Below are 23,018 nucleotides of genomic sequence, written 5' to 3' on the forward strand. Positions count from 1 at the left end.
AGGTGTTCCGCCGAGTAGGCGGCTTAGAAGTCAGTTCCCAGCATGCTGCGCAAGGCAACTGGATGTTCCGCCGAGGTCACGAGACTGACGAGGCCGCTGAGCAGGCTGGAAACCGCAGTGTGCAACTTCCCGAGGCTCGTCAGAAGATTTTCCGGTGGCGTGTAATCCAGTGATGCCTCCATCCCAAGGACCGTTTCCGCGACGTACCGAATGTCGCCGAACCCATCGATCAGCCCTAGTTTCCGACCCTCTTCCCCCGACCAAAACATCCCGGTAAAGAGATTGGGGTCGTTTGCCAGCCGCTCACCTCGGCCTTCCTTCACAACATCGATGAATTGCTGGTGAATGGTCGCGAGCGTCGCGCGAATTTGGGCCAGGGCCTCAGGTTCGGGCTCGGTAAACATATCCAGGATCCCTTTGAATTTCCCCGCGGTATACAGCCTTCGCTCGATGCCGAGTTTTTCCATAAGCCCGGTGAACCCGAAGGAATCCATGCGCACGCCAATCGAGCCGACGACGCTTGCCCGGCTGGCGTAGATTTGATCGGCCGCCACCGCGATGTAGTACGCTGCGGACGCTCCAACATCGTCGATAACTGCAATAACTCTCTTTTCCGGATGCTCGGCCTTGAGAGTTTTAATCTCCTCAAAAATCATACTCGCTTGGACAGGGCTCCCGCCTGGGCTATTGATCTCGAGAATGACCGCTTTCGCTGACTCGTTCGAAAACGCCCGGCGAATACCTTGGATAATCCGGTCGGCGTTGGCTCCGGACTCGGCTGAAATCTCCCCCATGATTTTGATCACTGCGGCATGGGGACTGTGCTGCGCTTTGAACGTCTGCCAGCCTGAAAAGGCGGTCATTACCAACATCAACGCCACAAAGCTGTACGACAGCGCCTTGAAGGCGAAACGCCACCGCCGGGACCGGCGCCATTCCTTCAGGTTTTCTTCAACAATTCGTAGCAGAGCCTCACGCGCCCAGCCGTCATCCGATGTATTTTGGTTCTTCGGGGTGAAGTTGGTCGGGTCGGTCATCGCGGGCTCCCTCAATTTGCCTGGTTCTTGGATTGGTTTTCGGGCTCGATGAAATACAGCGTCTCGCCCCGGTGGAAGATGACGGGATACGGCCGTTCGTTCGTGGGCGCGCTGTAGATGTACACCCAGTCGGGGAGAGCGGCGCTCATGCGTTGAAGATGGGGGGCTTTGCCAATGGCTATCCTTTCCTCTGGTTTATCATGAACATCTCTCAACGGATGAAATAACCACGCGCCGGCAAAAGCCTCCACAAAGTAAGCGGCCTTACCACCGATCCACTCCGGCGACTTTGACAGCGGTCTGAGCGATTCCAGCTTAAGCGGACGCGTGTAACAGCGTTGTCGTTGGCCATCACATTCACCACCTTCAATGACATGATTTGTCTCAACGGTATCGCTTATCAGTCCGGGGTATCGTTCGGTCTCCGTTCGGACAAACCGGTACGGCTCTGGCAACGTTTTCATGTAGGTATCGAAGAGCAGAGCGCTTAACTTTGCTGCCGCCGCTTCTTGATTTAGCGCCTCGCTTGCCGGCATCCAGACCCAAATATGATTTTCGAGGACTGGATGTTTTCGGGGTGCCGATGTGAGCACACTCAAAATCGACATTGCGCCGGCGCCGGCAAGTGAAAAACCAGGCGGCGCGATCCCGGCGCCCGTTAACTTGCGAACTCCTGTAGCAAGGCCTGCGGCATGAAGGAGCTCCCGACCGGCGGCGCCGGAGTCCGTGCCCTTCAACGCCGCGGCCAGTTGAGCGCGCGGCACGTCGTTGAGCGGCTCGGGTTTTCCGGTATAGACGTTGGGGCTGGTCAGGCCGGTTGCGAGCGCGATCTGCAAAGCGAGGCTATATTTCGGATCGCGTTCGTAAAAGTCGACCGGATGAAACCGGCCGAACATCGCGCATCCGGCATTTGCTAAAGACAAACCGATCAAGATGGCTCCCCGTAAAAACAACCTTTCCACTGTCGTTCTCCTTCTATGGATTGAAATTCACTTTGCCCCCAGGGTTCGGAAACACACGTCACTTTGGCCCCAAGGCCCAGCCTTGTTCCTCGGCCTCGCGGCGGATCGCCGGCACGTCGAGCCCGTCAAGCCGGGTTCGGTTGCGGTCCAGCGTATTCTGGCGCGTGCCGTCGACGTTGAGCCGGCTGCCCGCGCCCGTCAGCTGATCCAGGTTCAGTTTCGCGGCGGCGCTCGCCGCGTCCGGCAGATGGCCCGTGGCTGCCAGGATGGCCAGCCATTCGTCGAGGTTGACCTTGGACCAGTCGACATACTGCAATTTCTCGACCGGAATGCCGCTGCAATCGGGTTCCTCCTTCTTGCCGAAGCTCATGCCGAGTTGGGGGCGAATCTGTTCCTGCAGGATCCTCGCGAGCGGCGACGCGAAGCAACAGTAGCTCTCCTTGTGCAGGAAACAGACGCCGAACTCATTCGTCTCCTCGCAATACGTGCCCAGGTAGGTACAGCTCTTCAGCTCCTTGCGGGCGACCAGCTCATACTCCGACTGCTCGCACTCGAAGACGATCTGGACGACGATGACCACGATCATGTAGATGGTGTAGGCCATCATGATCATGTTCAGCGCAGTGCCAACATAGGCGCCGCCGCCGCCGAGTTGCAGCGTGCCCCCCGAATTGGAGGCGAGTTGACCGGACGGCGTGAAAGCTGATTGAGCCCCGTTTGTCGTGGCATAGCTGAACAGAAGGTTTCCCGCCGCCCCCCCGAACGTCTGCCCGACCCAAGTCGCCACCTCCTTCATCAGCATCGTCTGGAACTGGCTGATCAGCCCCTCCTTCGCCACCGTGCTCGCCGCGGCCTCGGTCGATCCGGTGATCGCGTTCACTGCCTGGTCGTAGAATCCGGCGAGCGTGTCCCAGACGCTGACGACGGGTTTTCGAAGTTCCTCCCACGCGCCCAGCGTCCCATTCGCTTTGTGGAGCCTCACGATCGCGCTGTCTAGCTGCCCGACGGCGAACAACAGATCGATATAGTCGCCGAGGTCGGTCGAGGTCGGCGCGTTGCAACAATCGACCAGCGTGACCAGTCCGCCCGCGATCTTGCACGCGCGCGCCTCGCCCTTGAAGACACGGCAGGTCGTGAACTCGAAGCCCTGCCCTTCCTGCTCGTTGATCTCGGTCTCGCACAAGGTGTCCATGGCCATTTGCTGGCTCGCGTGGAGAGCCGCCACCGCCCGGACGAAATCCTGGCTCTGGGTCCGGTCCACGGTCACGCAGTCCTCGCCCATGCAGCGGATCGGACCGGCGCAGGTCTGCTTGCTGGCGCTTCGGAGCGTCGGAATGGGTTGCGTCGTGCCGCAGTCGTAGAGGTCGCTGGATCGCCAGCAGGCGCCCGAGGCTCCCCCTTTCGCGCCGTCCACGCACTCCGAACGGATGAACGCGCAGCCTTCGGCTTCGAGAGCCTCGCAGGATTGTCCGCCCTCCTCGCCCGGCGTCAGGCAGTGTTCGCCCGCGCTGTCGGTCCAGCAGGACCCGACACCGCCGGTGAAATCGCACTCGGCGTCGATCGAGACGGCGCCGCAGGTCTTGCCGAGTTGCGGGAACAACGGCTCCGGCAGGTCCGATTCGCAAATCCGCACGCCATTGTATTCGAAACACTTTTGCTGAAGCGCTGCGTTGTACATCCCAGGATCTTGGGTACAGCTCACGCTGGTGTTCCGGCACAGGTTGTCCTGAACCGCGCTCACTAGCTCCGGACATTTCGCATTCGACCAGAGCCACTCGACCTTCTCGATGCGCTCGACGCTGAAATACAGCTTCGCGGCCATCACCCAATTTTCGCCGCCGACGTCGTGTTGCCAAAACGTGCCCACCAGGCCGTTTTCGCAGGACGGCATCTGCGCAATGCCCTGCGAGACCGAATCGTCGACCTGATAACCGCCGTCGTTGCTCCAAAGACCGGAATCCAGCCAGCCCACGGTCTTGACATGGCGAATCCGGTAAGGCGCCGAGCCGTCGCAGATGGTCGCGTAATCGAGTTTTGGTACGACGATGCTGCCGCCTGCACCGATATCGCTCCACCAGGTGCCTGTGCCGTTTTTCAAATCGAAGCTAAAGGAAATGTTGTGCTTGCCAATCGTGCCGAGCTTCACCTCGACCGTGTCCTGGGAAACGGTGTACTGCCGGGTCGCGGTGCAGGCGGACGGCGGACTCGGCACACGGACACAGGTCTTGTAGTCGGGCAAGCGAGCCTCGAATTCATCGTCCGTGAAGACCGTGGAGGCCGTGCAATCGGCGAACGTTTTCGCGAACAGGTCATGGTGGTCGAGCACATCGTCGGTCTTGGTCCAGACCGGATCGTTCCTGAGGTCCGGATGGGCGCGGTGGGCGGCGTCGATCACGGTCCGGTACGCTTCGCCGGTCTGGGTCGCTTCGGTCTTGAGCGCCGTTTGGGCATCGAGGCCCGCCGCAACGGTGCCGGCGTTGTCCCCGTACAGCCCGGTAAAATCGCTCAGGTTGCCCTGATCCGCATCGGGAAAGAGATCCTTGACCTGGAGTGACGACTCGTGCGCAGTGCCCGGATTTAAGGTCAGCGTGCCATTAGCTTCGTTCAGATCCGGAAAGTGGAAGGCCTCGACCGCCGAACGGCCGGCCGTCTGGCCCTGACTCGCTGCCTCATCGAACGCATCGCCATAAGCGAGGCCAAACGGCGTCCAGGCGACCGCGATATTGAGCACGGCGACGAGGGGCCAAGTGAAGACGGGATGGCGGCGGACCCAGGCTGGCGTCATGGTTCAGATCCCCGCACAGCAGTCCTGCCAGCGCCACAGGAGATAGACATGATCTTCGCCGGGCCCGGGATAGGTTCGGCCCACGCCCCACCGGAAGGTGCTTTCGCCGATCGCGTGCGTGCGGTCCGTCTCGGCCACCGGATAGAAAAGACTCATCCGGTACTGGTTCTTCGGCATGAACGGGTAGATGTTGCCGCCGCACAAGGCGTCGTTGCCGACCGTCTTCCACGCCAGCCCGCGCCGATGCAGGGCCGCCGTGGCGCGGGTCGCGAGCAGGCTGGAAATCCGCGGATCGGTGCCGGCCGAGGTGTAGGCCACCCCGGATAAGGGGTACATGTGACCCCAGGTGCCGGCACACCAGAACATCGCATCGATCGGGTGGCCGGCGGTGGCCGCGACGCCGTCGGCCGCGCAGGCCGCGACCGCGAGGGGATTTGCGAACAGCGCGGCCTCGGGGTTGGTGAAAAAGGCGAGTTCGTCGTCGTTCCAGGTGGGATCGAGCTCGGACACATAGAGCAGGTCGAAATCGCGGTACCCGTCCACGTTGCAGCGGTCGTCCCAGAACAGGTCCAGCAGGATGTAGAGAGGAAAGGCGTAATAGTGATAGTTGTAAAAGGAGGTCTCGCTGACATCGTATTCCGCGTGCCCCGCTGTTCCGAGGAGCCGGAGACTCGCGAGATCGGATTCACTCAGCCTCGCCCCGCCCAGGGACGGCGCGCACCACGGGGTCCGCACGATCTCGATCAGCCGGGCGGGACTCCAGAGTCCCAAGGTCAGGCCCAGCTCCGGAATCCCCGTCGGCGAATCGCAGGCACAGAGGATCTTGTCGCTGACGCCGTCCGGCACCTCGCCGTCTCCCCAGGTCCCGCCCGCAATCCGGATCGGAAACAGGCAGCCCCAGCAGATGTCGGTGATCAACTTGCCGGACCAGACTTCCGCGTCGGGGCACAGGGGATCCAAGGCTTTCCCCTCCCCCTCCTCGGCTGCCGACACATTGGTCTTGGCCAGCGACAGACCGGTTATCAACAGTGCCAGGCCCAGGGCTTTAACCCGCCTTCGGATGAAAGCGGACCGTTTCATGAGGACTCCTTTTCTCTCGCTTCCGGACTCGCGGCCTGAACCTCCCGCACGCGGATCATCTTGCCGTCCGCTTCCACTACCGAAGGCACCCGCTCCAGCTGAAAACGGTTGCGGACATCCGGCGTGAGCAGGAATACCGGGCTATCGAGCCGGTGTTCGAGCTCGGCCAGGGCTGTCCCGCCGGCGTCCCGCGCAAGGCGCGTCGCGAGATAGAGCACGCGCTTCCTCTGGGCCTCCCGCCCGAGCCGGCGTGCCGTCTCGATCTGGGCCAGGCGCGTCCCGTCGAACACCACCAACCGGAGGCTGAAGGGCCGCTTTTCCAAGGGATTGACGGTGTCGCCGGCGCGCACGATCACCGTGCCGTCGGGCGCCACCAGATCGCGCGGCGCGGTCACGGTGAGATCCACCTTGCGCTCGCGGGTCTCCGTCGCCTCCGGGAGTTCGACGAACCGGCCCCGGTCCCAGAAGCGCGCCAGCGCGAGGCGCTTCTTGTCCTGCCAGTCGATCGCCGCCAGGCGGCGCTGCATCTCCTGGATCAGATCGATCTCCGCAACGGATTCAATCGGCCCCTGGACGCCAAGGTCGCCGCGGCGGCCCGCGTCCAGCTGCCGGCGGAACCAGTCGAGCCCGCTGACGCCCCGGACACGGGCGAGCACCCGCCCCTGTTCCTCCAGCATCATTTCCGGGACCGCAGTCACGCCGTGGGTTCGAAAGCGGTGGGGGTCGAGGCCCACATTCGGTGCGGAGTCGAGGTCCTTCAGGAGGTCGCGGAGTTCCGCGATGAAGGTCGGAATCTTCTGACCCGGCCGGGGGCCGCGGAACACGATCAGCACATCGGATCGCCCGGCCGCCTCTTCGAACAGCGCCTTGAGCGCGTCATGCCCCATCGCGGCGGAGACGTAGATCACGATGCGCCGGCCGGACAGGCCGTCCCCGCCGGGCGTTGGCGTGCCGAGACCAGGCAGGTTCGGCTTCGGCGCAGCCTTCATCGTCTCCCGCGCCTGACGTTCGGCCGCGTCCCGGTGCGGATTAGCGTCCAGCCAGGCCGGCCGCTCCGCTTGGCCGGCGGCTTCGAGAATGGCGCGCGAGCGCGTCAGCCAGTCCTCCTCGGCCCATCCCGCCACGGGGCGCAATACGGCGAAAACCAGCGCAGCAAACCCGACGCGTTTAAAACAGCGCATAGGCCCGGCCGATGATCTGACGGTCGTACATGTAGCCCCAATAGCGGGAGTCGAAGCTCTTCGGGGTTGTCCCGGTCACCCAATAGGCGCGCGGCGGCACGGTCTCCTCGCGCCGGAACGCGGCTGGATCCTTCTGAAGCTTTTCCGAGTGGGGCAACCCCCGTGCGATCTCCGCGCCGTTCACCATCGTATGAAACTCATCCACGCGAACCCGATCGCCGCTGACGCCCGCCACACGCTTGACGATGGTGCGCCCGTCCTCGAAATAGGGCGCCATGCGCTCGGCGCGGAACGCGACCAGATCGCCGCGCCAGATGTTCTGGTCGTAGGTGTCGATCAGGACGATCCGGGCGCCGTCGAGGCAGGTATCCTTTTGCGCGTCGATGCCAAGGCGGAACCGGTGCCCCAGGTAATACTCGGCCGCAAGAATCAGCGCGAGCAGCGGCAGCGCCCGTCCCAGGAAGGCGCGTAACGGCACGCGCCGGCGCGCGGGTGCGGTGTGAAGCGGTAAAGCGTCAGTTCGGTGGTCGAACATATAAGTCCTCCGGGGCGGCCAGAACGGCGGTGGCGTCGATGATGAGGTAACCGGCGGCTCCCAGGCGCGAGGCTTGCTCGCGCAAGGCGGCGACGGTACGGTGAATCTCGGCTTCGGAAGCCGACGGCGGAAGCGACTTGATGACGGCCGCGCGGTCGAGGACGAAAACCGGGGTGGTCAGCGCCAGGCGCTCCAGCGGTTCGGTGAGCGCCTGGCGCACGGTCAGGGTGCCGGCCAGCGCGCCGCACACGGCGGCGATCACGACCATCGCCAGCATCCAGGTAACCTTACGCGGCATGGGCGTGCTCCCGCGTGTCCCGCGCTTCGAGGACCCGGCGGATGGCGTCGTCGAGGTTCAGCCCCTGGCGCCGGTATTCGCGGAGCGCCTGCACGTCCTGCGGCTTGGTGGAGAACAGGATGCGCTTGAAGGGATCGACGATCAGCCGGCCAATGCCGGAGCCCATTTCGGTGAGAAAGAAGATCTCCGAATAGGCGCCCGGCAGCGTGTGCACCGTCTTCAGGAGTTCATAGCCGCCCTCGCTCAACGGCAGGCGGCGGTCCTGCCTCAATTGGTCGATGACCTCCGCCTTTTGACCCAAGAGGTACATGTTGGCCGAATTTTCGACGATGGCCCGTCCCGCGGGATTCCGGTACAGGTCGTTGACGGACTGGGTGATGGTGATCGCGGCGCCGCCGTATTTCCGGAACCGCCGGTAGCCGTGCTCCATGAACTTGGAAACGTCCCCCTCGGTCAGGAGGTCCCAGGCCTCGTCGATGATGACGATCTTCGGCCGGGCGCGCTCGCCCAAGAACATCGTCTGCTGGATCTGATAAATGAGCTGCAGGAGGACCACCTGCTGCAAGTGTTTCCGGCCCTTGAGCTCCTCCAGTTCCAGCACGGTGAAATCGTTCCGAAACCGGGCGGTGTTGGGTCCGTTGAAATAGCGGCCGTACTCGCCATGGGCCGTGAACGGGAACAGCTGCATCCCGATGTCGACGACGCGCTGGTCGGTCTCCGCGCAGAGACGGTCCGCCACGTCGTCCACGCTCATCGCCCGGCCCTTTTCGGTCCAGAGATCCTTGAGCACGCGCTTGAGACTCGCGGTCTGGAAGTCGGTCAGCTTTTCGGTGGGCGCCGCCATCGCCGTGACGAGGCCCGCGACCATGTCCGCCTCTTCCGCCCAATTCTGGATGAGCGGGAACGGATTCAGGCCGATCACGGCCTCGTGCGTGAACTGGATGAAATCGCCGTCGAGCATTTCGGCCAGGTTCTCGTAGGACCGGCCGACGTCGATGACCCAGACCTGGGCGCCTTCGGCGAGATAATTGGCGATGATCTCGTTGGTCAGGAACGACTTGCCCTTGCCCGATTCCGCAGCGATGCAGAGGTTGTAGTTGCCGGTGGTGTCGAACAGCGACACGCTCATCTGCTCCCCGTTCCGGGAGATGAAATTGAGGGTGGGCGTCCCGGTGCCCTGCCAATCGCCGAACAGGGGCAAAAGCGGAATGGCGTGGCGGGTCGCCAGCGTCCGGTAGCGTTGGAGCGAAGCGATCGCCGCGCGCTCGGCGCCGAACGGCAGGCAGTTCAGAAACAACGGCAAGGCGAAATACTTGTCCTCCAGCAATTGGAAGCCCAGCTCCCGAAAGTACACCCGCGCATTGGACACCGCCTGCGCCTCCTCGGCCTCATTGCAAAAGAGCGCGAGGCCGAAATAGGCGCGGATCGGCCGGTCGCCGTCGGCGAAGGCCTCGAACAGAATGTCGAAGTTTTGCTTCCGCTGTTGCAGCACCGGTAGAAACCGAGCGATCGGTGTCGCGGCCTGATTGGTGATGAATTGGCGGACGCTCTCGAGCCGCGCGCGGGTGCTTTCCGCATCCGGATAGTGCAGCGTGACCGTGATCAGCACGTTTTGCCGGATGCCGCGCGTGCCCGACAGGAGGTCGCCCAAATAGCTCTTGGCGCCGCCGAAATACATCTGATCGGGGGTCCGTTTGACCGACAGCATCTTGACCCGTTTCCGCCCGAGCCAGAGACCCCGCTCGTCCGTGCGGAGGTCGGTGTCGTAGTCGAACAATTGATCGCGGATGAGTTGCCGGATATCGCACTCGGGGATGATCCGGTCCTTCCAGCCGGCCTGGTCGCCCCAATTGAGGATCGTCGAGAGCGTCCGGACGTAGAGATCGTTGCCGAGCGCCTCGGGTAGGAGGCCGATGGTCGCAAGCGACTGTTCCGTCGCCATCCTGAGTTCCGCCGCGCGGGCCAGATCCTGCAGGCTCGGCCTGGGGGCCACGATGGGGAGCTTGACGGCGACGATCACCTGGGTGCGGCGAAGGCGCGCGCCGGACACCGTTTCCGGCGGGACCTCGGTTCCGTTCCGGAGAAACTCGACGGCGGCCTCGGTCATGGCCTGATAGGTCGCTTGCGTCTGCCGGAGACGGCGTGCCTTCATCACCGCGAGGGACTCCTCGATGTCGGGCGAGGTCCAGAGACTGACCTGGAGGAGCGTATCGGTGGGCCAATCCTGGTTCAGCAGAACATTGACGCGGGACGGCAGATTCGGGTCGGCGCCGGTCAGGGGCCGGCAGAGGAATCCGAAACTCAAGGACTGATCCGCGTGGAGAAACAGTTTCTCGTCGGGATCGTAGGCCAGGGTGGTGAAGAGCTCATCCACCCGGTGGACTTTGGGAATTTTCATGGCGTCTCCGTTGGCATATGGTGGCCGTTGTCACGCGTGGACGGCGGCGATGTCAGCTGGATCGTATAGGGCTTGAGGGCAACCACCCTGGCCCGGTTTCCTTTCACCAACTGACGGGCACGCGCCGGATGGCACGGCTTTAACGGCTGTCCGTTCCGGTCGATGACCTGTACCGTGGACATACGATTCGATCCTGTCGCGTTCTCGAAGGGCCCGGCGCACGCCCAAGCGCGCGCCGGAGCCGTTTTCAGCAATGCACCTCCTGACGGTTTAAATGACCGCCGTCACGATGTTGTCGATGATAGTCGGGGTCGCGAACAGGCCGACGCCGCTCGCCACGCCCATGACGAATCCCATGATGCTGCCGCGAACCACCCCGGCCACCAGACCGACGATGACGAAGCAGATCGCGATGACCCGGCCGAGAATGCCGGAGACCCAGCCGGTCAGAGTGGCGTAGATGTCGTTGAACTCGGCGCCGCCGGCCCCGGCCATGGCCTCGGGCGCGAGGAGGACGAGGAACGGGGCGACGAGGGTCAGTAGCGCCACCGTGGTCGTGTGTCGCCGAGGCGGCGTGGCGCTCGGCCGGAACCCCTGGATCGGGTCGCGAACCGTTTTGGGCTTGGATCCTCCGAACAGCTTCCCGATCCAGCCCGACACCTTCTTTCGAATGCACAGCATTCGATTGCACATGACGTTCATAAGTAACTCCGTGGATATCGAAAGGCGGTTGCCCGCCGATCCTCGGGAATCGCTTCCCGGTCGGTGAGGCGGTTGCCCGCCGGTCCTCGGAGCGTGTGTGACCCCGGTGGCTTGCGCGGTTGCCCGCAGGCCTCGGCCCCCCGGTTCAGGTCACTTAAACCCTGAACCGAGGCGCTGGTGTTGTTCGGCTAGTCGTCGTCGGTATCGGCCGAAGGTACGAAGACGCCGGTGCCCGCCGCAGATTTTCGCGGCGACGTTTCCGTCGGGCGCTGTTCGACCTGAAGGGGAGCCAGCGACGGCGCGACCGCCGGCGCCGCCGGGCCGATCATCCAGCGGCGCGGCTCGAGTTCCGTGTAGATGTAGCTCGACACCATCAGATCGCCCTCGGCGTCCTCCCACGGAGCGATCCAGACCCGCATGACGCGGGACGGGGTCCGGATCGGCGTCGGGTCGTCGATCTTCGGGTACGGAGCCCGCGCCCATCGCGCCGGAGCCACGTCGGCGGGCGCGGCACGCACTTCCTTTCCTTTCTTTCGGGCATCGCCCGATGACGGCGGCGAAACCGAATGGTTCGAGGCCTTATAGGCGTCGGTGGTGGACAGACAGACGGGATCGTTCGGCATGCCCTTGCAGCCATACTTGGCGGCGCAACCGCTCAGCGCCACCGCGATGGCGACGAGTGCGAGCCGTCTCATGAGCGGCCCCCTTTGACGTTCGGTAAGGCCCGTTCAACGCGCGCGGCCGCCTCCCCGGCCAGCCAACCGGCCAGGTCGTCCGGCGCTCCCTTGAACGTGCGCCCGTCCGGCGCGATCAGGAACGGTACCGCGTCGATCCCGAACAGGTGCGCCGTTACCAATGCTTTCTGCATCGGCGTGCGATCGCAGTCCGGGCCTACCTCGGCCGGAATCCCGTCGTAGCGCTGATGCATCAGCGCATCGCGTGCCTGATCCCTGGCCCCGGTTTGCAGGAGGCAACCGAGTCTGACCACCAGGCTTTGCGATTCCGCCCCCAGGACCGGCACGGAAACCAGCTGGAACGTGTAACGGTCCTTGAGGGCCTCCATCTGATGCTGCACCTTGGCGCAGTACGGGCAGCGCGGATCGACGAACACCACCGCCTGTTCCCGGCCGGTGCCGTAGGTCACGGGTCCCAGATCGTCGAGCTTCAGTTTCATCCGGGCGAGATCGATGCGGTTCGCGATCCGGTCCACATCCTCCAGGGTCTCGATCTTGACCTGGTTCCACACGTCGGTGACGGTGCCCTGGAACACGAACCGGCCGTTCGGCGACAGAAAGAACGTCCGGTCGCCGGATTTGACCATCTGGAGCCCCGAGATGGGCAACGCCTTCAGGCCGTCGATCTTGACATTCAGGAGGTCCACCGCCGGCAAGGCCGCCGTCATCGGCAGACCGTCGCCGGCGGCCGCCGGCCCGCTCAGAGCGCCGAGCACCGGAAGAAGAGACAGGGTCGATCGGAGGGATGTCGAAGTCATGAGCAAATCCTCGTTGTTGGCGTCAGATTAACGGGTTGCGGCTGTCCCGGCGCTGCAAAAAATGGCCAAAACACGCACTTTGGTTCGGCAATTCGGCACCCAAAACCATGCGGTACAGATGAATGTCCCCTTCGGCCGGTGTGCCGCAGTGCATGCGCAGCATCCGTGCGACGGCTGCCGAATAGTAGTTCCTGAAGCCGAAGCGGAACCCCATGATGGCCGTCATGGGGATGACTATTACCGACACCGCGACGGCAGCGTCTAGAAGCGAGCGCATAGCCGAGGCGATCGTGGCCGGATCGGCTTTGTGAACCTCCCGCACTATCTCGACGGACGATTCCGGTGGGGAAAGCGCCGTGCCGGCTGCCATCCAGAACGCCAGACCAGGCACCACGATGACCAGCTTGCCGAGCGCGACCAAGACCATGTGACCGAAGTTAAGCAACTGCGCCACCGCGTTTCGGTAGTCTCGGAAAGCGGACCGCTGCATCGCGGCGTACTGCGCATCGGTCACGGTGCCGATCTTCACGCCGTTCATCAACACGTCCCAGGTCAGGGTGTTGCCGGCGGCAATGCGTCGGGCATAGGCCGCGCTCTGCTGATCCAGCCAATAGTTGAGGCCCACGCTGGCCGCCGCCGTCAATGCTGAGATGGTCAACAGATCCAGCCACCCGCGATCAGCCCTCCAAAAAAACGAGAACATCAGAACGGCGACGACCGCTAGCATGGTGGTCAGCGCCCAGCGTTTGAAGTTGTACATGCATGGATACTCCGTGTTTGTTTAGCCAAAACGGCTTTCGGGGTCGGCGGCGACTCAACTCAATGATTCAGCTTCAAAGTCGTGCCTTTCTGCACGATGAAGCTGACCTTGCGGCTAGCGTCGACCTCGATGACCGGAAACAGGTTCTCGGCCAGATCCATGTAGTAGTGCGCCAGCCGGTCCATCGTGTAGCCCGCGCCCCGGAGCGCCCCGCCTTCCATCGCCTGCTGGCTGAAGGCGCGCTGGAACGGGGCGGCGCCCCCGGCCAAACCCGCGCCCCCGGTCAAAATGACCGGGATCTGATTGCGGCCGAAGGCGTCGGAAAAGCCCCTCAGGAATCCCGCGGCCAGGGCGTTGGCCAGAAGCTGGCCGCGCTTTTCGACTACGCGCCCGCGGATGCCGGTCTTGCCGTCCTCGCCGGTGGCGTAGGCGTCGAGCGGCACTTCGATCACGCCGCCGTCGTCGCGGACGCAGGAAAAGGTTTCGCTCCGGATGTAGGCGCGCTCGGCGCTGAGGTCGCCGTAGCCCGCCGACACCAGAAAGCACTCCCGAACGTCGGCCCGGAAGCGGTTCGGCAGAATGGCCTCCTGCTTCACCCGTACCAGAACCGGCATCGGCTGCTTCTGCGCCTTCCGTCCGGTCGGCGCATCCATGCCGTTGAGGAGCACGCCGCTCAGAATGCTGCCGGCGGGGATGAACACCGGCGGATGCTGAACGGAGGGCGTCGGCAGGGCGTTGGAGGCGGTCGCTAGGGTATCGTCCTTGATCACCCGGATCTGGAGCGGCGCGGCCGGCGCATTCTGGACCGGCCGTCCGGTGGACGCCCCGGCGCCGTACGCGGGTCCCGCCGGCGCGCGCGACGCCTGCTCGAACACGGCATTGAGATCGTCGCGATCGCCCGGACCCCGGCTCGGACGGGCCGGCCGCTGGGGCCGTTTTTCCGAAGCCGTGCCTTCGGCGCTTCCCGGCGGGTTGCGGAGGGCATCGACCTCGGCGGCGAGCGCTTTCATCCGCTCTTCATAGGCTTGGCGCTCCGCGGTCGTGTAGCGCTTGAACCGCTCCTCGTCGGACAGACGCTGGGATTTCTGCTGCTCCTCGATGGTCTGGAGTTTTTGGCGGAATTCCGCAAACTGCCGCGACTGCTCCCGCAACTGCGCGGCCAGCCCGTCGAGGCCCAGGGCGCGGGGATCGGTGTCGGTGAGGATATGCTTGACCACCGCCTGTTTGTTGACCGGCTGGGCCACCTCGGGCGCCAGCAGGGCGAGTCCCACCACACCGGCCAGCCCGGCGGAAGCGAACCCCGCGACCGAAAGGTTGCGTTTGGCCGTAGGCGTCAAGGCCGCCCACCAACTCCGCACGACGCCGTTCATTGGTGGGCTCCGTCCGTCAGCAGAGAGGGCCGCGCCGTGGTTTCCTCATCGGGTGCCCGCCGTCGCGCGATATACAGTTCGGTGGCCTCACCGGGCGCGAGGACCACCTTGGGCCAGGCAGCCACCGCCAGAACGTCGCCGTCGAGATCGGCGCATGTCCGCTCGTCGATCTCGATCGTTTCGCGTCCGCCGTTGGTGGCGACGCCGACCAGGATCACCATATCGTGGCCTTCCAGGGCCTGCCCGGTACGGGTCGTGAGCGCCGGCTGGCCGCACCGGATCGCTTCCGAGAGGTCCGGCTCCCGCAGGTCGAAGCCGCGCGGCGTCCGTTGCAGCCCCAGTTCGCGAAAGATCGCTTTCAGCTGGGCCACATACGCCGGCTGATCGGGTCCTGCTGGCCCGACCCCGGATTGCGCTTGGCGCTGCAGCTTGCCCAGCTTCTTGTACGATGCCGGGGCGAGGCTGAGACGGATTTCCCGTGCGGGGATCCGTTTCGGGATCAGGGTCAGCGACAGCGCGAAATCCTGGTTGTCGCCCGGCGTCAGATAGAGGGTCACCGGCGCCTCGTCGGCGGGCGCGACATACACGATCCGGCCCTTGGTCTGGGTCTGCGCCGTGCTGACGGTCGTCACCACCGGGTGCTCGAACGGCGTGACGATCCGGTTCAGATGGCCGAGCGCGACCGGCAGCAATTCATTGACGCCGGGCGACACTAGCACGGTCTCCGGCGTCAGCGTCGCCGTGTCAGCGTCCCCGGCATGGCCGACGGCGTCTTGCAGCGCCCTTGCCGATACCGGCAGGAGCTCCACCGCCTGGGCGGGGTCCGGTTCGGCGCGGAGCGGCAGGGACAGGCTCGCCAGGAGGGCGAACGCGAGGCGGTTTAGGTTTCGCGTCTTGGCGCTCATGACTTGCCCTCTGTGTTCGACGTCGCTTTCAAGCGTTGCAGGGTCTTCGGCTCGTCCGGGTAGACGTCGATGTAGTCCAGCCGAGGCCGGTAGTTCTTGATGCTGAGCACGAATTCGTAGGTGCGCCGACGGACGTCCGGATGGCTATTCGGTCCCTGGCTAGTCAGTTCGCCGGAGACGAACACCTTGTTGGTCTCTTCCTCGAACAACACCTGGCGCGGCCGAAAGCTGATCGTCACCCGGTCCATCTGGATCGCCTTGATCTGCTCGGCCATGGCGTCGAGCACGGTGCGGTAGATGCTTGGGGCCAGAATCGGCTCGATGGCTTCTTTCAGAAAGTCGGCTGTCGCCGGCGTCACATTGCCGAGCAGCTCGGCAAGATACAGTCCCCAGGCTTCCTTGTACTCGCCGGAGGCCTTCGAGCGGGTGATGTCCACCTCGTGCGTGAGCGTCGGCGGCACGAGCACGATGCTGCGTTCGGTACGCCAGGCGGCCAGCGAGGTGATCACGCCGATCGCGAGCAGCCCCAGGATGACGAGGCGGCCAAACCGGTTCTCGGCTTCGATGCCGTGCCAGGTTTTCAGGAAGTCCGACAATCTCACGGCAGATACCTCCGGATGAACGGATTCGGGATGGTGACCGCCCGGCTCGGCAGCAGGCCCAGCCAGTAGGCGGCATGCAGGGGATAACCGTCCGGCCGGTTGTCGCGAAAGCGGCGGTAGAACTTGACCGCCATCACGCCGATCGCCACGGCGAGGATTAGTTGCCCGATCAGCATGCCGCCGATCAGGCAGGTGACGAACGCGGCCATTTCGTCGGCCGGCCACAAGATGAGATGAATGGGGTCGTCGATGTATTTCGGGAGCGAGACGGGTTCCACGGAGGACCTCCTTTCGAATCGGATGGCCCTATTCTGGCGAAACTGAACCGCAGCGGCGTTGCATTAAATCGCCGAAATCAGAACTTTGTGCAGCGTCGGACGCTTTTTTCGCGGTCATAATCGACTCACGTCGTTTCCGTCGGAGAAGCTCTTCATGATCGTCGCCACCACCCCGGCCCTCGTGGGTTTCCGAATCACTGAGCATCTCGGCGTCGTGTCCGGCGTTGCCGTGGAAGGTATGGACGTCGTCCGCGATCTCTTCGCCGCGTTCCGGAACGTTTGGGGCGGACGGAGCCGGGGGTATGAGAAAGGTTTGGAGGAAGCCCGCGAACGGGCGCTGTTACAGATGGTCGAGCGAGCGGGGGCCGCCGGCGCCAACGCCGTCATCGGCGTTTCGGTCGGCAGGGACTCTGCTGGTTTAGCCTGGATATTTCACTGCAGTGGAACTCCCGGATCAGGCGCTGTTTGACGTGGGTCTCAGCAAAACCGGTGGCCAGTTCGGCTTCCCTGGCCGCGACCGCTTTGTGCAGCCGGGCACGGCGAGCCATGCCGACACAATATGCCACCTTAAGCCGTTCACACCCGCGCAAGAGCCTCCTCGGTAGAAGCTGTAATCGCCCTGGACCATGATCCAGACATTCGGCCACGCCTGGTGCAGGCGCGTCACCCACAGTTTGATCACGGCCCCGAATGCTTCGCGCCATCAGTCCGGCTGGGCCGCAGCAGACAGACCAGCAGGGCCTGACCGCCGAAGATATGCAGCGGCAGATAGCAATTAGGGGTCGTAATAGCTGTGACTCTGGGTAAGCTGCTGATCGCCGTGCAAGGATACGTCCGAGGCGTCGATGTCGAGCGTGATTCCGCGCGGCGCCCGCGGCTGAGAGGCAATGAGCGGCTCGATCGGCACCCGGTTCAGGGCCACCCCATCGGCAAGGGTCGCCAACCGGGAAAGCGTGGGGCTGCTGGCCAGTTCCGTCACCTTGCCCACCGCCGTCTGCAGCAATGGATCGTGTCGCAGGCAAACGTGGTCGTTGAGATCTTCATAACCGCAACACGGGCCATCAAGCCGTTGAGCGATCAAATCCCGCATGGGATGATGAACCATCCGCTTCGAATCGCGGGGATCATGCAACACCTCCGCCACGGCTTTCGACAAGCCAATCCGCCGGTCGATCTGGCGCAGCAACATTAGTCCCCCATCTGAGCTGATGACACCACCCGAAAAATTCGTCTCAATGACACGCCTTCCCAAGCGTCCAACGTCCAGCGTTTCCGCCGTACACTTGGACATCGGCGCAGATCCCCACCAAATCTTTTTAACAACCTGATTTTAGGTGTGTTTCAACACTGTGCCGCCCGCCCTGCGGCGAAATATCCGCGCGAATCGGCCTTATCATGACTTTCCCAAAATCGCATAACACACGGGCGTTAGGACGAGGCTCGCGGCCATGCCCGCCAACAAGCCGGCCGAGAGGGCCAAGGTCATGGGAATCAGGAACTGGGTTTGCGCGCTGGTTTCCAGCACCGTCGGCAGGAACCCGGCGAAATTGGTGAGAAAGGCCAGCAGAATCGGGCGGAAACGGACGGTGCAGGCTTCCAGGATGAGTTCCGATACCGGCTGATCGGTTTCTCCTCGCTCCTTGATGTAGTCGAGTAGCACCAAGCTGTCGTTCACCACCACGCCGCTGGCGGCGATCATGCCCACCAGGGATTCCATGGACAAAGGCAGGCCGGCCAACCAGTGCGCCAGTACACCCCCGCACCAAGCGACCGGCGCGGCCAGCAGAAAAATCAATGGGGTGAGATAGGACCGGAACGGTACGGCGATCAGCGCATAGATCATCACCAACGCGATCAGGGCGTTGCGCCAAAGCGACGACAGCGCCGCCTGCTGGTCCCGATGTTCCTGGCCGAATTCGGCGCGGAGCTCCGGAAACTGTTCCCTCAGCACGGGCAGGTGGTTCTGGTCCAGGTCGGCGTAAATAGCGTTCACATCGGCTTGCTGCCGGTCCACCCGTGCCTGCACCTTGAGAACGGGGCGGCGATCCTGCCGGTCGATACGTGCCTGCCCGGGTTCGAAAGTCACGTCCGCCACCGATCCGAGCGGAGCGTGGGCGCCCGAGGGCAGCTTGATCGGTAAAACCCGGAGCGTATCGAGGGATCGCCGCTCGTCCTGGGGCAGGCGCACCATTATCTTGACCTCTTCGCGACCACGCACGAAGCGTTGCACCTCCTCACCGAAATAGGCTCCGCGCACCTGCTCGGCCACATCCTTGAGCGTCAGACGCAGCCGTTCGCCCTCGGGCTTCAGCGTTACCCGCAATTCCGGTTTGCCCGGCTCGGCAGAGTCGATCACGTCGAACACGCCGGAATAGCCGGCAAGCCGGCGTTTTAGCTCGCCGGCGGCTTGCGCCAGGCGGGTCGAGTCGGTATCGCTCAGGTCGATTTCGAGGTCGTAGGGCAGATCGCCCTGTCTGTAGATGAAGTCAATCTTCGCTCGACCGAGATCGCCAATGCGCTGGCGCCATTCGCGGACGAAGTCGTCGATCACTAGGTGTTCGCGGGCATGCGGCGCGATTTCCACCCACAGCCCGGTCCATTCGGGATGGATCGAAGTTTCCAAGCTAGCCACCACGCTGGGGCTGCCAGATGGCTGCTTACGATCCAGATCATCGCGCAAGCTGAACAGCGCCTGTTCGGCGCGGGTGGCGAGTGCCCGCATTTCGGCGTAAGGGAGGCCCGGCGGCAGAGCCAGACGGGCCGATACGCTATCCAGGGTCGCATCCGCCTCGAAAGATAGCCGAAGGTAGCCGCCCGCAACCAGGGTACCTGAAAGCACCAGCAGCACGGCAAAACAGGACAGCACCAAATAGCGCCATTGCAGCGCGCGCATCAGGAACGGCCCGTAAATGCGCCTCACGAAACCATTCACGCCGCGGTTCGTCACGCCGCGCAATCGGTCGAGAAGGCCCGGTACGGAGCGGCGCGAAGGCGGAACGGTCAGATGGCTCGGCAGGATCAGCAAGGCTTCCACCAACGAGAGCGTCAGGGTCAGGATCATCACCAGACAGATCGGCCCTATCATCTGTCCCGCCCAGCCGGGGAGAAAGAGGCCGGGGAGAAAAGCGACCGCCGTGGTCAGAACCGCCAGGACGACCGGCTGAGCGACGCTTTGCGCGCCGCGCACGGCTCCCGTCAGGCTTGAATCGAGACTTGAACCCGGCGGCTCGAGACCGGAGGACACATCGGGCACGGGCCCGTCCCGGTCATGTCCTTCGGCCTTCGGCCTCATATCGGCCCCCTGCTCCACGTGCACCGCCTCCCCGACGATGATGGCATCGTCCACCAGCACGCCCATGGCCAGCAGGAAGCCGAACAGGGACAGCATGTTCAGGGAAATATCGAGCATCGCCATCAGCCACAGCGTACCGAGCACCGAGGTGAGAATGCCCATGGCCGCCCACCAGGCGACGCGGGCGCGCAAGAACAGCACCAGCACGACGAAAACCAGCAGGAACCCGGACAGTCCGTCCTCCACCAGGGTGTCGACCCGCTGGGCAAAGGACACCGACATGTCCCAGGAGGTCGACAGGTGCAGACCTTCCGGTAATCGCCGCGCGCGCTCGGCCACATACGCCTTGACCCGTTCCGCCACCGCCACCACATCGTGACGCGCGTACACTTCCACGCCGTACGCCGGCTCGCCCTGGAAGCGCGCTTCCGCCCACTGCTCGGCCAGTCCGTCGGATACGACGGCGATGTCGCCGAGCCGGATCTGGCTGCCGTCCGGCCGAACCACAACCGGAAGGCTCGCCAGGGTCTTTCCGTCTTCCGCTTTGCCGCGGGCGCGCAGCAGCACTTCCCCCATTGGCGATTTGAGCTCGCCGCCGGGCAGATCCAGAGAGGTCCGGCGCAGCGCGTCGGCGATTTCCGCCGGAGTAAGCTGCAACTGCCGCAAACGGGCGGCGGACACCTGCACCGCCACCTCGTACGGTGCCTCCGCCGTGAAATCGCCGAGCCGCACCACACCGGGAATGCGCAGGAGGTCATCGCGTATCCCCTCGCCCAACCGCTTCAGGGTCAGGTCACTGGCGGGGCCGTGCAGAATTACGTTAATGACGAAACCGCCCAACTCCTTCTCGCGCACTTCGATGCGGTCCACCGCCTTGGGCAACTGGGGAACCGCCTGGGTACGGCTGCGGACGGCCGAGATCAGGTCCGGCATCGAATAGCCGTCCGCCACCTCGGCGAGCACGGTGCATTTCGCTTCGGAGCTTTCGCTGGTTAGTCGCTTCACACCCGGTAGATCGAACACCGCCCGTTCCAAGGGGATGCACACCGCTCGTTCCACTTCCGCAGGGCCGGCGCCGGGATAGGCCGCGACGATTTCGACGGTATCGGTGCGGATCGGCGGCAGCGCTTCCTGGTCAAGCACCCAGAGGCTGACGATGCCGCCCAGCCAGATCAGCAACATCAGAAGATTGGCCGCGACCGGATTGGCGGCGAACCAGGCAATGAGGCCGTCAAACGAGGCTTGAGACCGCAAATCGGAGGCTGGAGAGCGCGTGGTCATTGGTTTCCGCCCGTATCGGGCATGATCCTGCCGACTTTCTCTCCGGCCTCGGGACTCGAGTCTCCAGCCTCAAACCTCACCGCCATGCCCTCCACCGCGACTTGGACGCCGCCGGTGATCACGACTTCGCCGGCGGCCAGTCCGCCGCCCACCAAGACCCGATCGGCTTCGCTGCGCAGCACCGTCAGGCGGCGGATATGGAGACGCCGCTCGGCATCCACCACCAGCGCTTCCTGAGAGGTGTTGACGGCGCCCAGCGGCAGGACAAACACGCCAGATTGTTCCCGGCCTTCGATCTCGGCCTTGACGAACATGCCGGGCAAGAGGGGCTGAGCATATTTGGGGCCGTACGGTTCCGGAACTTCAGCCACCACGTGCAATAGACCAGTGGCGTCGTCGACCCGTGCTTCGCTGCGCACGATGAGACCCTCCCAGCGTTGTTCGACACCGCCGACAGCGGCCGCCAGCCACACCGTAGGACCTGGACGGCGATCGGCGTTGCGCCGCGTGAAGTCCAGGTCGAGATTAGCCTGCTGTTCGGTCGAGACCGGTAATCGGACTTCGACCACATCGGTGGCATAGATCCGTGCCAAGGTCTCGCCAGGCTGCACGTAGTGGCCGAGGCCGATGTGATTGGCCAACACCCGCCCGGCGAATGGAGCGTGCAGTTCGCACCGGCTGCGGTTCAAGCGCGCCTTGATCAGTTCGGCTTCGGCGGCTTTCAGCTTGGCGCGGGCTTCGGCCAGTTGCGGCTCGTGCAGAGTCAGTGGCGTCGGACGGCCTTCGCCGAGAGCCTGCCATTCGCTCCGGGCCTGTTCGGCTTCGGCCTCTTCCTGAGCGAGCCGGCGCCGAGCTTCGGCTAATCGCGCCTCGGCGGCGGCGACGGCTTGGTCGTAGTCGCGGGGATCGAGGCTCACCAACGTCTCGCCCGCCGCGAAAAAGCCGCCGGCGATGAAATCCGGGTGGAGCCGCATCACCTTGCCTGCTACCTCCGCCACCCAGTCGATTTCGGTGCGGGGCGTGACGATACCTTGCGAACGAACGTTCAATCGGACGGTCTGCGGCTCGGCTCGGACGACCGAGACCAACGGCGGTTCCGCGCGGGGAGCTTGGACCCCGAGCGTGGGCCGGTGAGCCACAATGGCGAAGGCGCCGACCGCGCCGGTCAGCAATACGAGGATCGGAAGGAGGATTTTCAGCATGGTTTCACGCGGTTCAAATATCACCTCCCAGCGCCAAATACAGACCGATGCGGTTGTTGAGCAATTGCCGCTTGGCGGCGAGATGGGCGCTTTGCGCGTTCAAGGTGCTGCGATAGCTGTCCAGCAGCGTCAGGATTTCGATGAAGCCGTGGCGATAGGCATAAACGGCCAGCTTCCGGCTCGCCTCGGTTTGCTCGACGGCTTCCCCGAGCGCCCGCTCCTGATCCCTCAGCCATTCCTCGGCGGCGAGCGGTTGCTCCACCTCGCGGAAGGCGTCGAGCGCCGTATTTTTGTACACATTGAGCGCTTCTTCCGCCAGGGCTTGGTTCAGCCGGATCTCGCCCTTGAGCCGGCCGCCGGTGAAGAGCGGCTGCAGAAATCCGATCGCGACATTCCAGACCACCGCGCGAGGATCGACCAGTTCGGTCAAGGCCGGGCTGCGGGTTCCTCCGGTCGCGGTCAGGGCGATACGCGGCAGGAGGGCCTTTTGCGCGCTCTCCACCCGGAAATCGGCCGCGCGCAGTCGGTCGAAAGCGGCGATGATATCCGGGCGTCGTTCGAGCAGTGCCGAGGGCATTCCCGCCGGCACCGGCGCGGGCGGATCGGGCAAGGACGCCCTCGTCGTCAGATCGGCCGCCGGATAGCGTCCCAGCAACACTTCCAGCAGGCGAGTAACCGTTTGAACCCGGTTGCGCGCCGCCGCCCGCTGGGCTTCGGCATTGGCCAGATCGGTGAGCGCGAGGCGCAGATCGAGGCCGCGGGTGAGTCCCCGCGCGAAACGGCCGCGCACCAATTCGACGATGGTACGGCGCTCTTGGATCGATCGCTCGGCGACCTCGACCTGGAGCTTCGCCTCCG

Annotated in this window: 22 protein-coding genes; 1 reads left to right on the forward strand and 21 read right to left on the reverse strand. The window is 64.1% G+C overall.

Annotated elements, in window-relative coordinates; all coding sequences use genetic code 11:
- Window positions 1-23: 23 nt before the first annotated feature.
- The 17 genes from ABJK70_RS05830 to traL all read right to left on the reverse strand — a co-directional run bounded on the left by ABJK70_RS05830 (window position 24) and on the right by traL (window position 16,385).
- Window positions 24-1,037, reverse strand: a complete 1,014-nt coding sequence (locus ABJK70_RS05830) for a S49 family peptidase (RefSeq protein WP_347257549.1) — start codon at window positions 1,035-1,037, stop codon at window positions 24-26.
- Window positions 1,038-1,048: 11 nt separating this feature from the next.
- Window positions 1,049-1,999 carry a hypothetical protein gene (locus ABJK70_RS05835; RefSeq protein ID WP_086133862.1) on the reverse strand — a complete coding sequence of 317 codons (951 nt, stop codon included), beginning with the start codon at window positions 1,997-1,999 and terminating at the stop codon, window positions 1,049-1,051.
- Window positions 2,000-2,057: 58 nt separating this feature from the next.
- Window positions 2,058-4,784 (reverse strand): conjugal transfer mating pair stabilization protein TraN, encoded by a 2,727-nt coding sequence (gene traN / locus ABJK70_RS05840; protein ID WP_347257550.1) that lies wholly within the window; start codon window positions 4,782-4,784, stop codon window positions 2,058-2,060.
- Window positions 4,785-4,787: 3 nt separating this feature from the next.
- Complete coding sequence (locus ABJK70_RS05845) at window positions 4,788-5,864, reverse strand: TraU family protein (RefSeq protein WP_347257551.1); 1,077 nt, start codon at window positions 5,862-5,864, stop codon at window positions 4,788-4,790.
- The gene (locus ABJK70_RS05850; RefSeq protein ID WP_347257552.1) at window positions 5,861-7,045 is read right to left on the reverse strand and encodes a TrbC family F-type conjugative pilus assembly protein; all 1,185 of its coding nucleotides are present in this window, start codon (window positions 7,043-7,045) and stop codon (window positions 5,861-5,863) included. The genes ABJK70_RS05845 and ABJK70_RS05850 overlap by 4 nt, the downstream gene beginning before the upstream one ends.
- Window positions 7,032-7,580: a signal peptidase I gene (gene lepB, locus ABJK70_RS05855; protein WP_347257553.1), complete on the reverse strand. Its 549-nt coding sequence runs from the start codon at window positions 7,578-7,580 to the stop codon at window positions 7,032-7,034. Before lepB ends, ABJK70_RS05850 begins: the two co-directional genes overlap by 14 nt.
- On the reverse strand, window positions 7,561-7,878 hold the full coding sequence (locus tag ABJK70_RS05860; RefSeq protein WP_156881485.1) for a hypothetical protein: 318 nt from the start codon (window positions 7,876-7,878) through the stop codon (window positions 7,561-7,563). Before ABJK70_RS05860 ends, lepB begins: the two co-directional genes overlap by 20 nt.
- The gene (gene traC / locus ABJK70_RS05865) at window positions 7,868-10,276 is read right to left on the reverse strand and encodes a type IV secretion system protein TraC (protein ID WP_156881486.1); all 2,409 of its coding nucleotides are present in this window, start codon (window positions 10,274-10,276) and stop codon (window positions 7,868-7,870) included. Before traC ends, ABJK70_RS05860 begins: the two co-directional genes overlap by 11 nt.
- Window positions 10,273-10,458, reverse strand: a complete 186-nt coding sequence (locus ABJK70_RS05870) for an RRXRR domain-containing protein (RefSeq protein ID WP_086133869.1) — start codon at window positions 10,456-10,458, stop codon at window positions 10,273-10,275. Before ABJK70_RS05870 ends, traC begins: the two co-directional genes overlap by 4 nt.
- An 88-nt stretch (window positions 10,459-10,546) precedes the next feature.
- On the reverse strand, window positions 10,547-10,978 hold the full coding sequence (locus ABJK70_RS05875) for a TrbC/VirB2 family protein (protein ID WP_240506892.1): 432 nt from the start codon (window positions 10,976-10,978) through the stop codon (window positions 10,547-10,549).
- A 188-nt stretch (window positions 10,979-11,166) separates the two neighbouring features.
- Window positions 11,167-11,673, reverse strand: a complete 507-nt coding sequence (locus ABJK70_RS05880) for a TraV family lipoprotein (protein ID WP_347257554.1) — start codon at window positions 11,671-11,673, stop codon at window positions 11,167-11,169.
- Complete coding sequence (locus ABJK70_RS05885) at window positions 11,670-12,470, reverse strand: DsbC family protein (protein ID WP_156881488.1); 801 nt, start codon at window positions 12,468-12,470, stop codon at window positions 11,670-11,672. The genes ABJK70_RS05880 and ABJK70_RS05885 overlap by 4 nt, the downstream gene beginning before the upstream one ends.
- Window positions 12,471-12,492: 22 nt before the next feature.
- Complete coding sequence (locus tag ABJK70_RS05890; protein ID WP_156881489.1) at window positions 12,493-13,230, reverse strand: hypothetical protein; 738 nt, start codon at window positions 13,228-13,230, stop codon at window positions 12,493-12,495.
- A 59-nt stretch (window positions 13,231-13,289) separates the two neighbouring features.
- The gene (locus ABJK70_RS05895) at window positions 13,290-14,600 is read right to left on the reverse strand and encodes a TrbI/VirB10 family protein (protein ID WP_347257555.1); all 1,311 of its coding nucleotides are present in this window, start codon (window positions 14,598-14,600) and stop codon (window positions 13,290-13,292) included.
- Window positions 14,597-15,505 (reverse strand): type-F conjugative transfer system secretin TraK, encoded by a 909-nt coding sequence (locus ABJK70_RS05900; protein WP_086133874.1) that lies wholly within the window; start codon window positions 15,503-15,505, stop codon window positions 14,597-14,599. Before ABJK70_RS05900 ends, ABJK70_RS05895 begins: the two co-directional genes overlap by 4 nt.
- Window positions 15,502-16,107, reverse strand: coding sequence for a TraE/TraK family type IV conjugative transfer system protein (locus tag ABJK70_RS05905; protein ID WP_086133875.1), 606 nt, complete (start codon window positions 16,105-16,107; stop codon window positions 15,502-15,504). The genes ABJK70_RS05900 and ABJK70_RS05905 overlap by 4 nt, the downstream gene beginning before the upstream one ends.
- Complete coding sequence (gene traL / locus ABJK70_RS05910; protein WP_026608641.1) at window positions 16,104-16,385, reverse strand: type IV conjugative transfer system protein TraL; 282 nt, start codon at window positions 16,383-16,385, stop codon at window positions 16,104-16,106. Before traL ends, ABJK70_RS05905 begins: the two co-directional genes overlap by 4 nt.
- Before the next feature lie 154 nt (window positions 16,386-16,539).
- Between traL and ABJK70_RS05915 the strand changes: the two genes are divergently transcribed.
- Window positions 16,540-16,854 (forward strand): heavy metal-binding domain-containing protein, encoded by a 315-nt coding sequence (locus ABJK70_RS05915; RefSeq protein WP_347257556.1) that lies wholly within the window; start codon window positions 16,540-16,542, stop codon window positions 16,852-16,854.
- A 306-nt stretch (window positions 16,855-17,160) separates the two neighbouring features.
- Here the strand turns inward: ABJK70_RS05915 and ABJK70_RS05920 are convergent, their stop codons facing one another.
- The 4 genes from ABJK70_RS05920 to ABJK70_RS05935 all read right to left on the reverse strand — a co-directional run.
- Window positions 17,161-17,676: a transposase gene (locus tag ABJK70_RS05920; protein ID WP_347257557.1), complete on the reverse strand. Its 516-nt coding sequence runs from the start codon at window positions 17,674-17,676 to the stop codon at window positions 17,161-17,163.
- A 102-nt stretch (window positions 17,677-17,778) separates the two neighbouring features.
- Window positions 17,779-20,958, reverse strand: a complete 3,180-nt coding sequence (locus ABJK70_RS05925) for an efflux RND transporter permease subunit (protein ID WP_347257558.1) — start codon at window positions 20,956-20,958, stop codon at window positions 17,779-17,781.
- A complete protein-coding gene (locus tag ABJK70_RS05930) occupies window positions 20,955-22,160 on the reverse strand; it encodes an efflux RND transporter periplasmic adaptor subunit (RefSeq protein WP_347257559.1) in 1,206 nt (401 codons plus the stop codon). The genes ABJK70_RS05925 and ABJK70_RS05930 overlap by 4 nt, the downstream gene beginning before the upstream one ends.
- Before the next feature lie 13 nt (window positions 22,161-22,173).
- The coding region (locus ABJK70_RS05935) for a TolC family protein (RefSeq protein WP_347257560.1) at window positions 22,174-23,018 on the reverse strand (845 nt) is incomplete at its 5' end.

It is taken from the genome of Methylocaldum sp. (assembly GCF_039794385.1).
Classification (GTDB): Bacteria; Pseudomonadota; Gammaproteobacteria; order Methylococcales; family Methylococcaceae; genus Methylocaldum.

Coding starts and splice junctions, on each gene's coding strand:
- ABJK70_RS05830 (WP_347257549.1), bottom strand. CDS start 1,037: ATGACCGACCCGACCAACTTCACCCCGAAGAACCAAAATACATCGGAT.
- traN (WP_347257550.1), bottom strand. CDS start 4,784: ATGACGCCAGCCTGGGTCCGCCGCCATCCCGTCTTCACTTGGCCCCTC.
- ABJK70_RS05845 (WP_347257551.1), bottom strand. CDS start 5,864: ATGAAACGGTCCGCTTTCATCCGAAGGCGGGTTAAAGCCCTGGGCCTG.
- ABJK70_RS05850 (WP_347257552.1), bottom strand. CDS start 7,045: ATGCGCTGTTTTAAACGCGTCGGGTTTGCTGCGCTGGTTTTCGCCGTA.
- lepB (WP_347257553.1), bottom strand. CDS start 7,580: ATGTTCGACCACCGAACTGACGCTTTACCGCTTCACACCGCACCCGCG.
- ABJK70_RS05860 (WP_156881485.1), bottom strand. CDS start 7,878: ATGCCGCGTAAGGTTACCTGGATGCTGGCGATGGTCGTGATCGCCGCC.
- traC (WP_156881486.1), bottom strand. CDS start 10,276: ATGAAAATTCCCAAAGTCCACCGGGTGGATGAGCTCTTCACCACCCTG.
- ABJK70_RS05870 (WP_086133869.1), bottom strand. CDS start 10,458: ATGTCCACGGTACAGGTCATCGACCGGAACGGACAGCCGTTAAAGCCG.
- ABJK70_RS05875 (WP_240506892.1), bottom strand. CDS start 10,978: ATGAACGTCATGTGCAATCGAATGCTGTGCATTCGAAAGAAGGTGTCG.
- ABJK70_RS05880 (WP_347257554.1), bottom strand. CDS start 11,673: ATGAGACGGCTCGCACTCGTCGCCATCGCGGTGGCGCTGAGCGGTTGC.
- ABJK70_RS05885 (WP_156881488.1), bottom strand. CDS start 12,470: ATGACTTCGACATCCCTCCGATCGACCCTGTCTCTTCTTCCGGTGCTC.
- ABJK70_RS05890 (WP_156881489.1), bottom strand. CDS start 13,230: ATGTACAACTTCAAACGCTGGGCGCTGACCACCATGCTAGCGGTCGTC.
- ABJK70_RS05895 (WP_347257555.1), bottom strand. CDS start 14,600: ATGAACGGCGTCGTGCGGAGTTGGTGGGCGGCCTTGACGCCTACGGCC.
- ABJK70_RS05900 (WP_086133874.1), bottom strand. CDS start 15,505: ATGAGCGCCAAGACGCGAAACCTAAACCGCCTCGCGTTCGCCCTCCTG.
- ABJK70_RS05915 (WP_347257556.1), top strand. CDS start 16,540: ATGATCGTCGCCACCACCCCGGCCCTCGTGGGTTTCCGAATCACTGAG.
- ABJK70_RS05920 (WP_347257557.1), bottom strand. CDS start 17,676: ATGTCCAAGTGTACGGCGGAAACGCTGGACGTTGGACGCTTGGGAAGG.
- ABJK70_RS05925 (WP_347257558.1), bottom strand. CDS start 20,958: ATGACCACGCGCTCTCCAGCCTCCGATTTGCGGTCTCAAGCCTCGTTT.
- ABJK70_RS05930 (WP_347257559.1), bottom strand. CDS start 22,160: ATGCTGAAAATCCTCCTTCCGATCCTCGTATTGCTGACCGGCGCGGTC.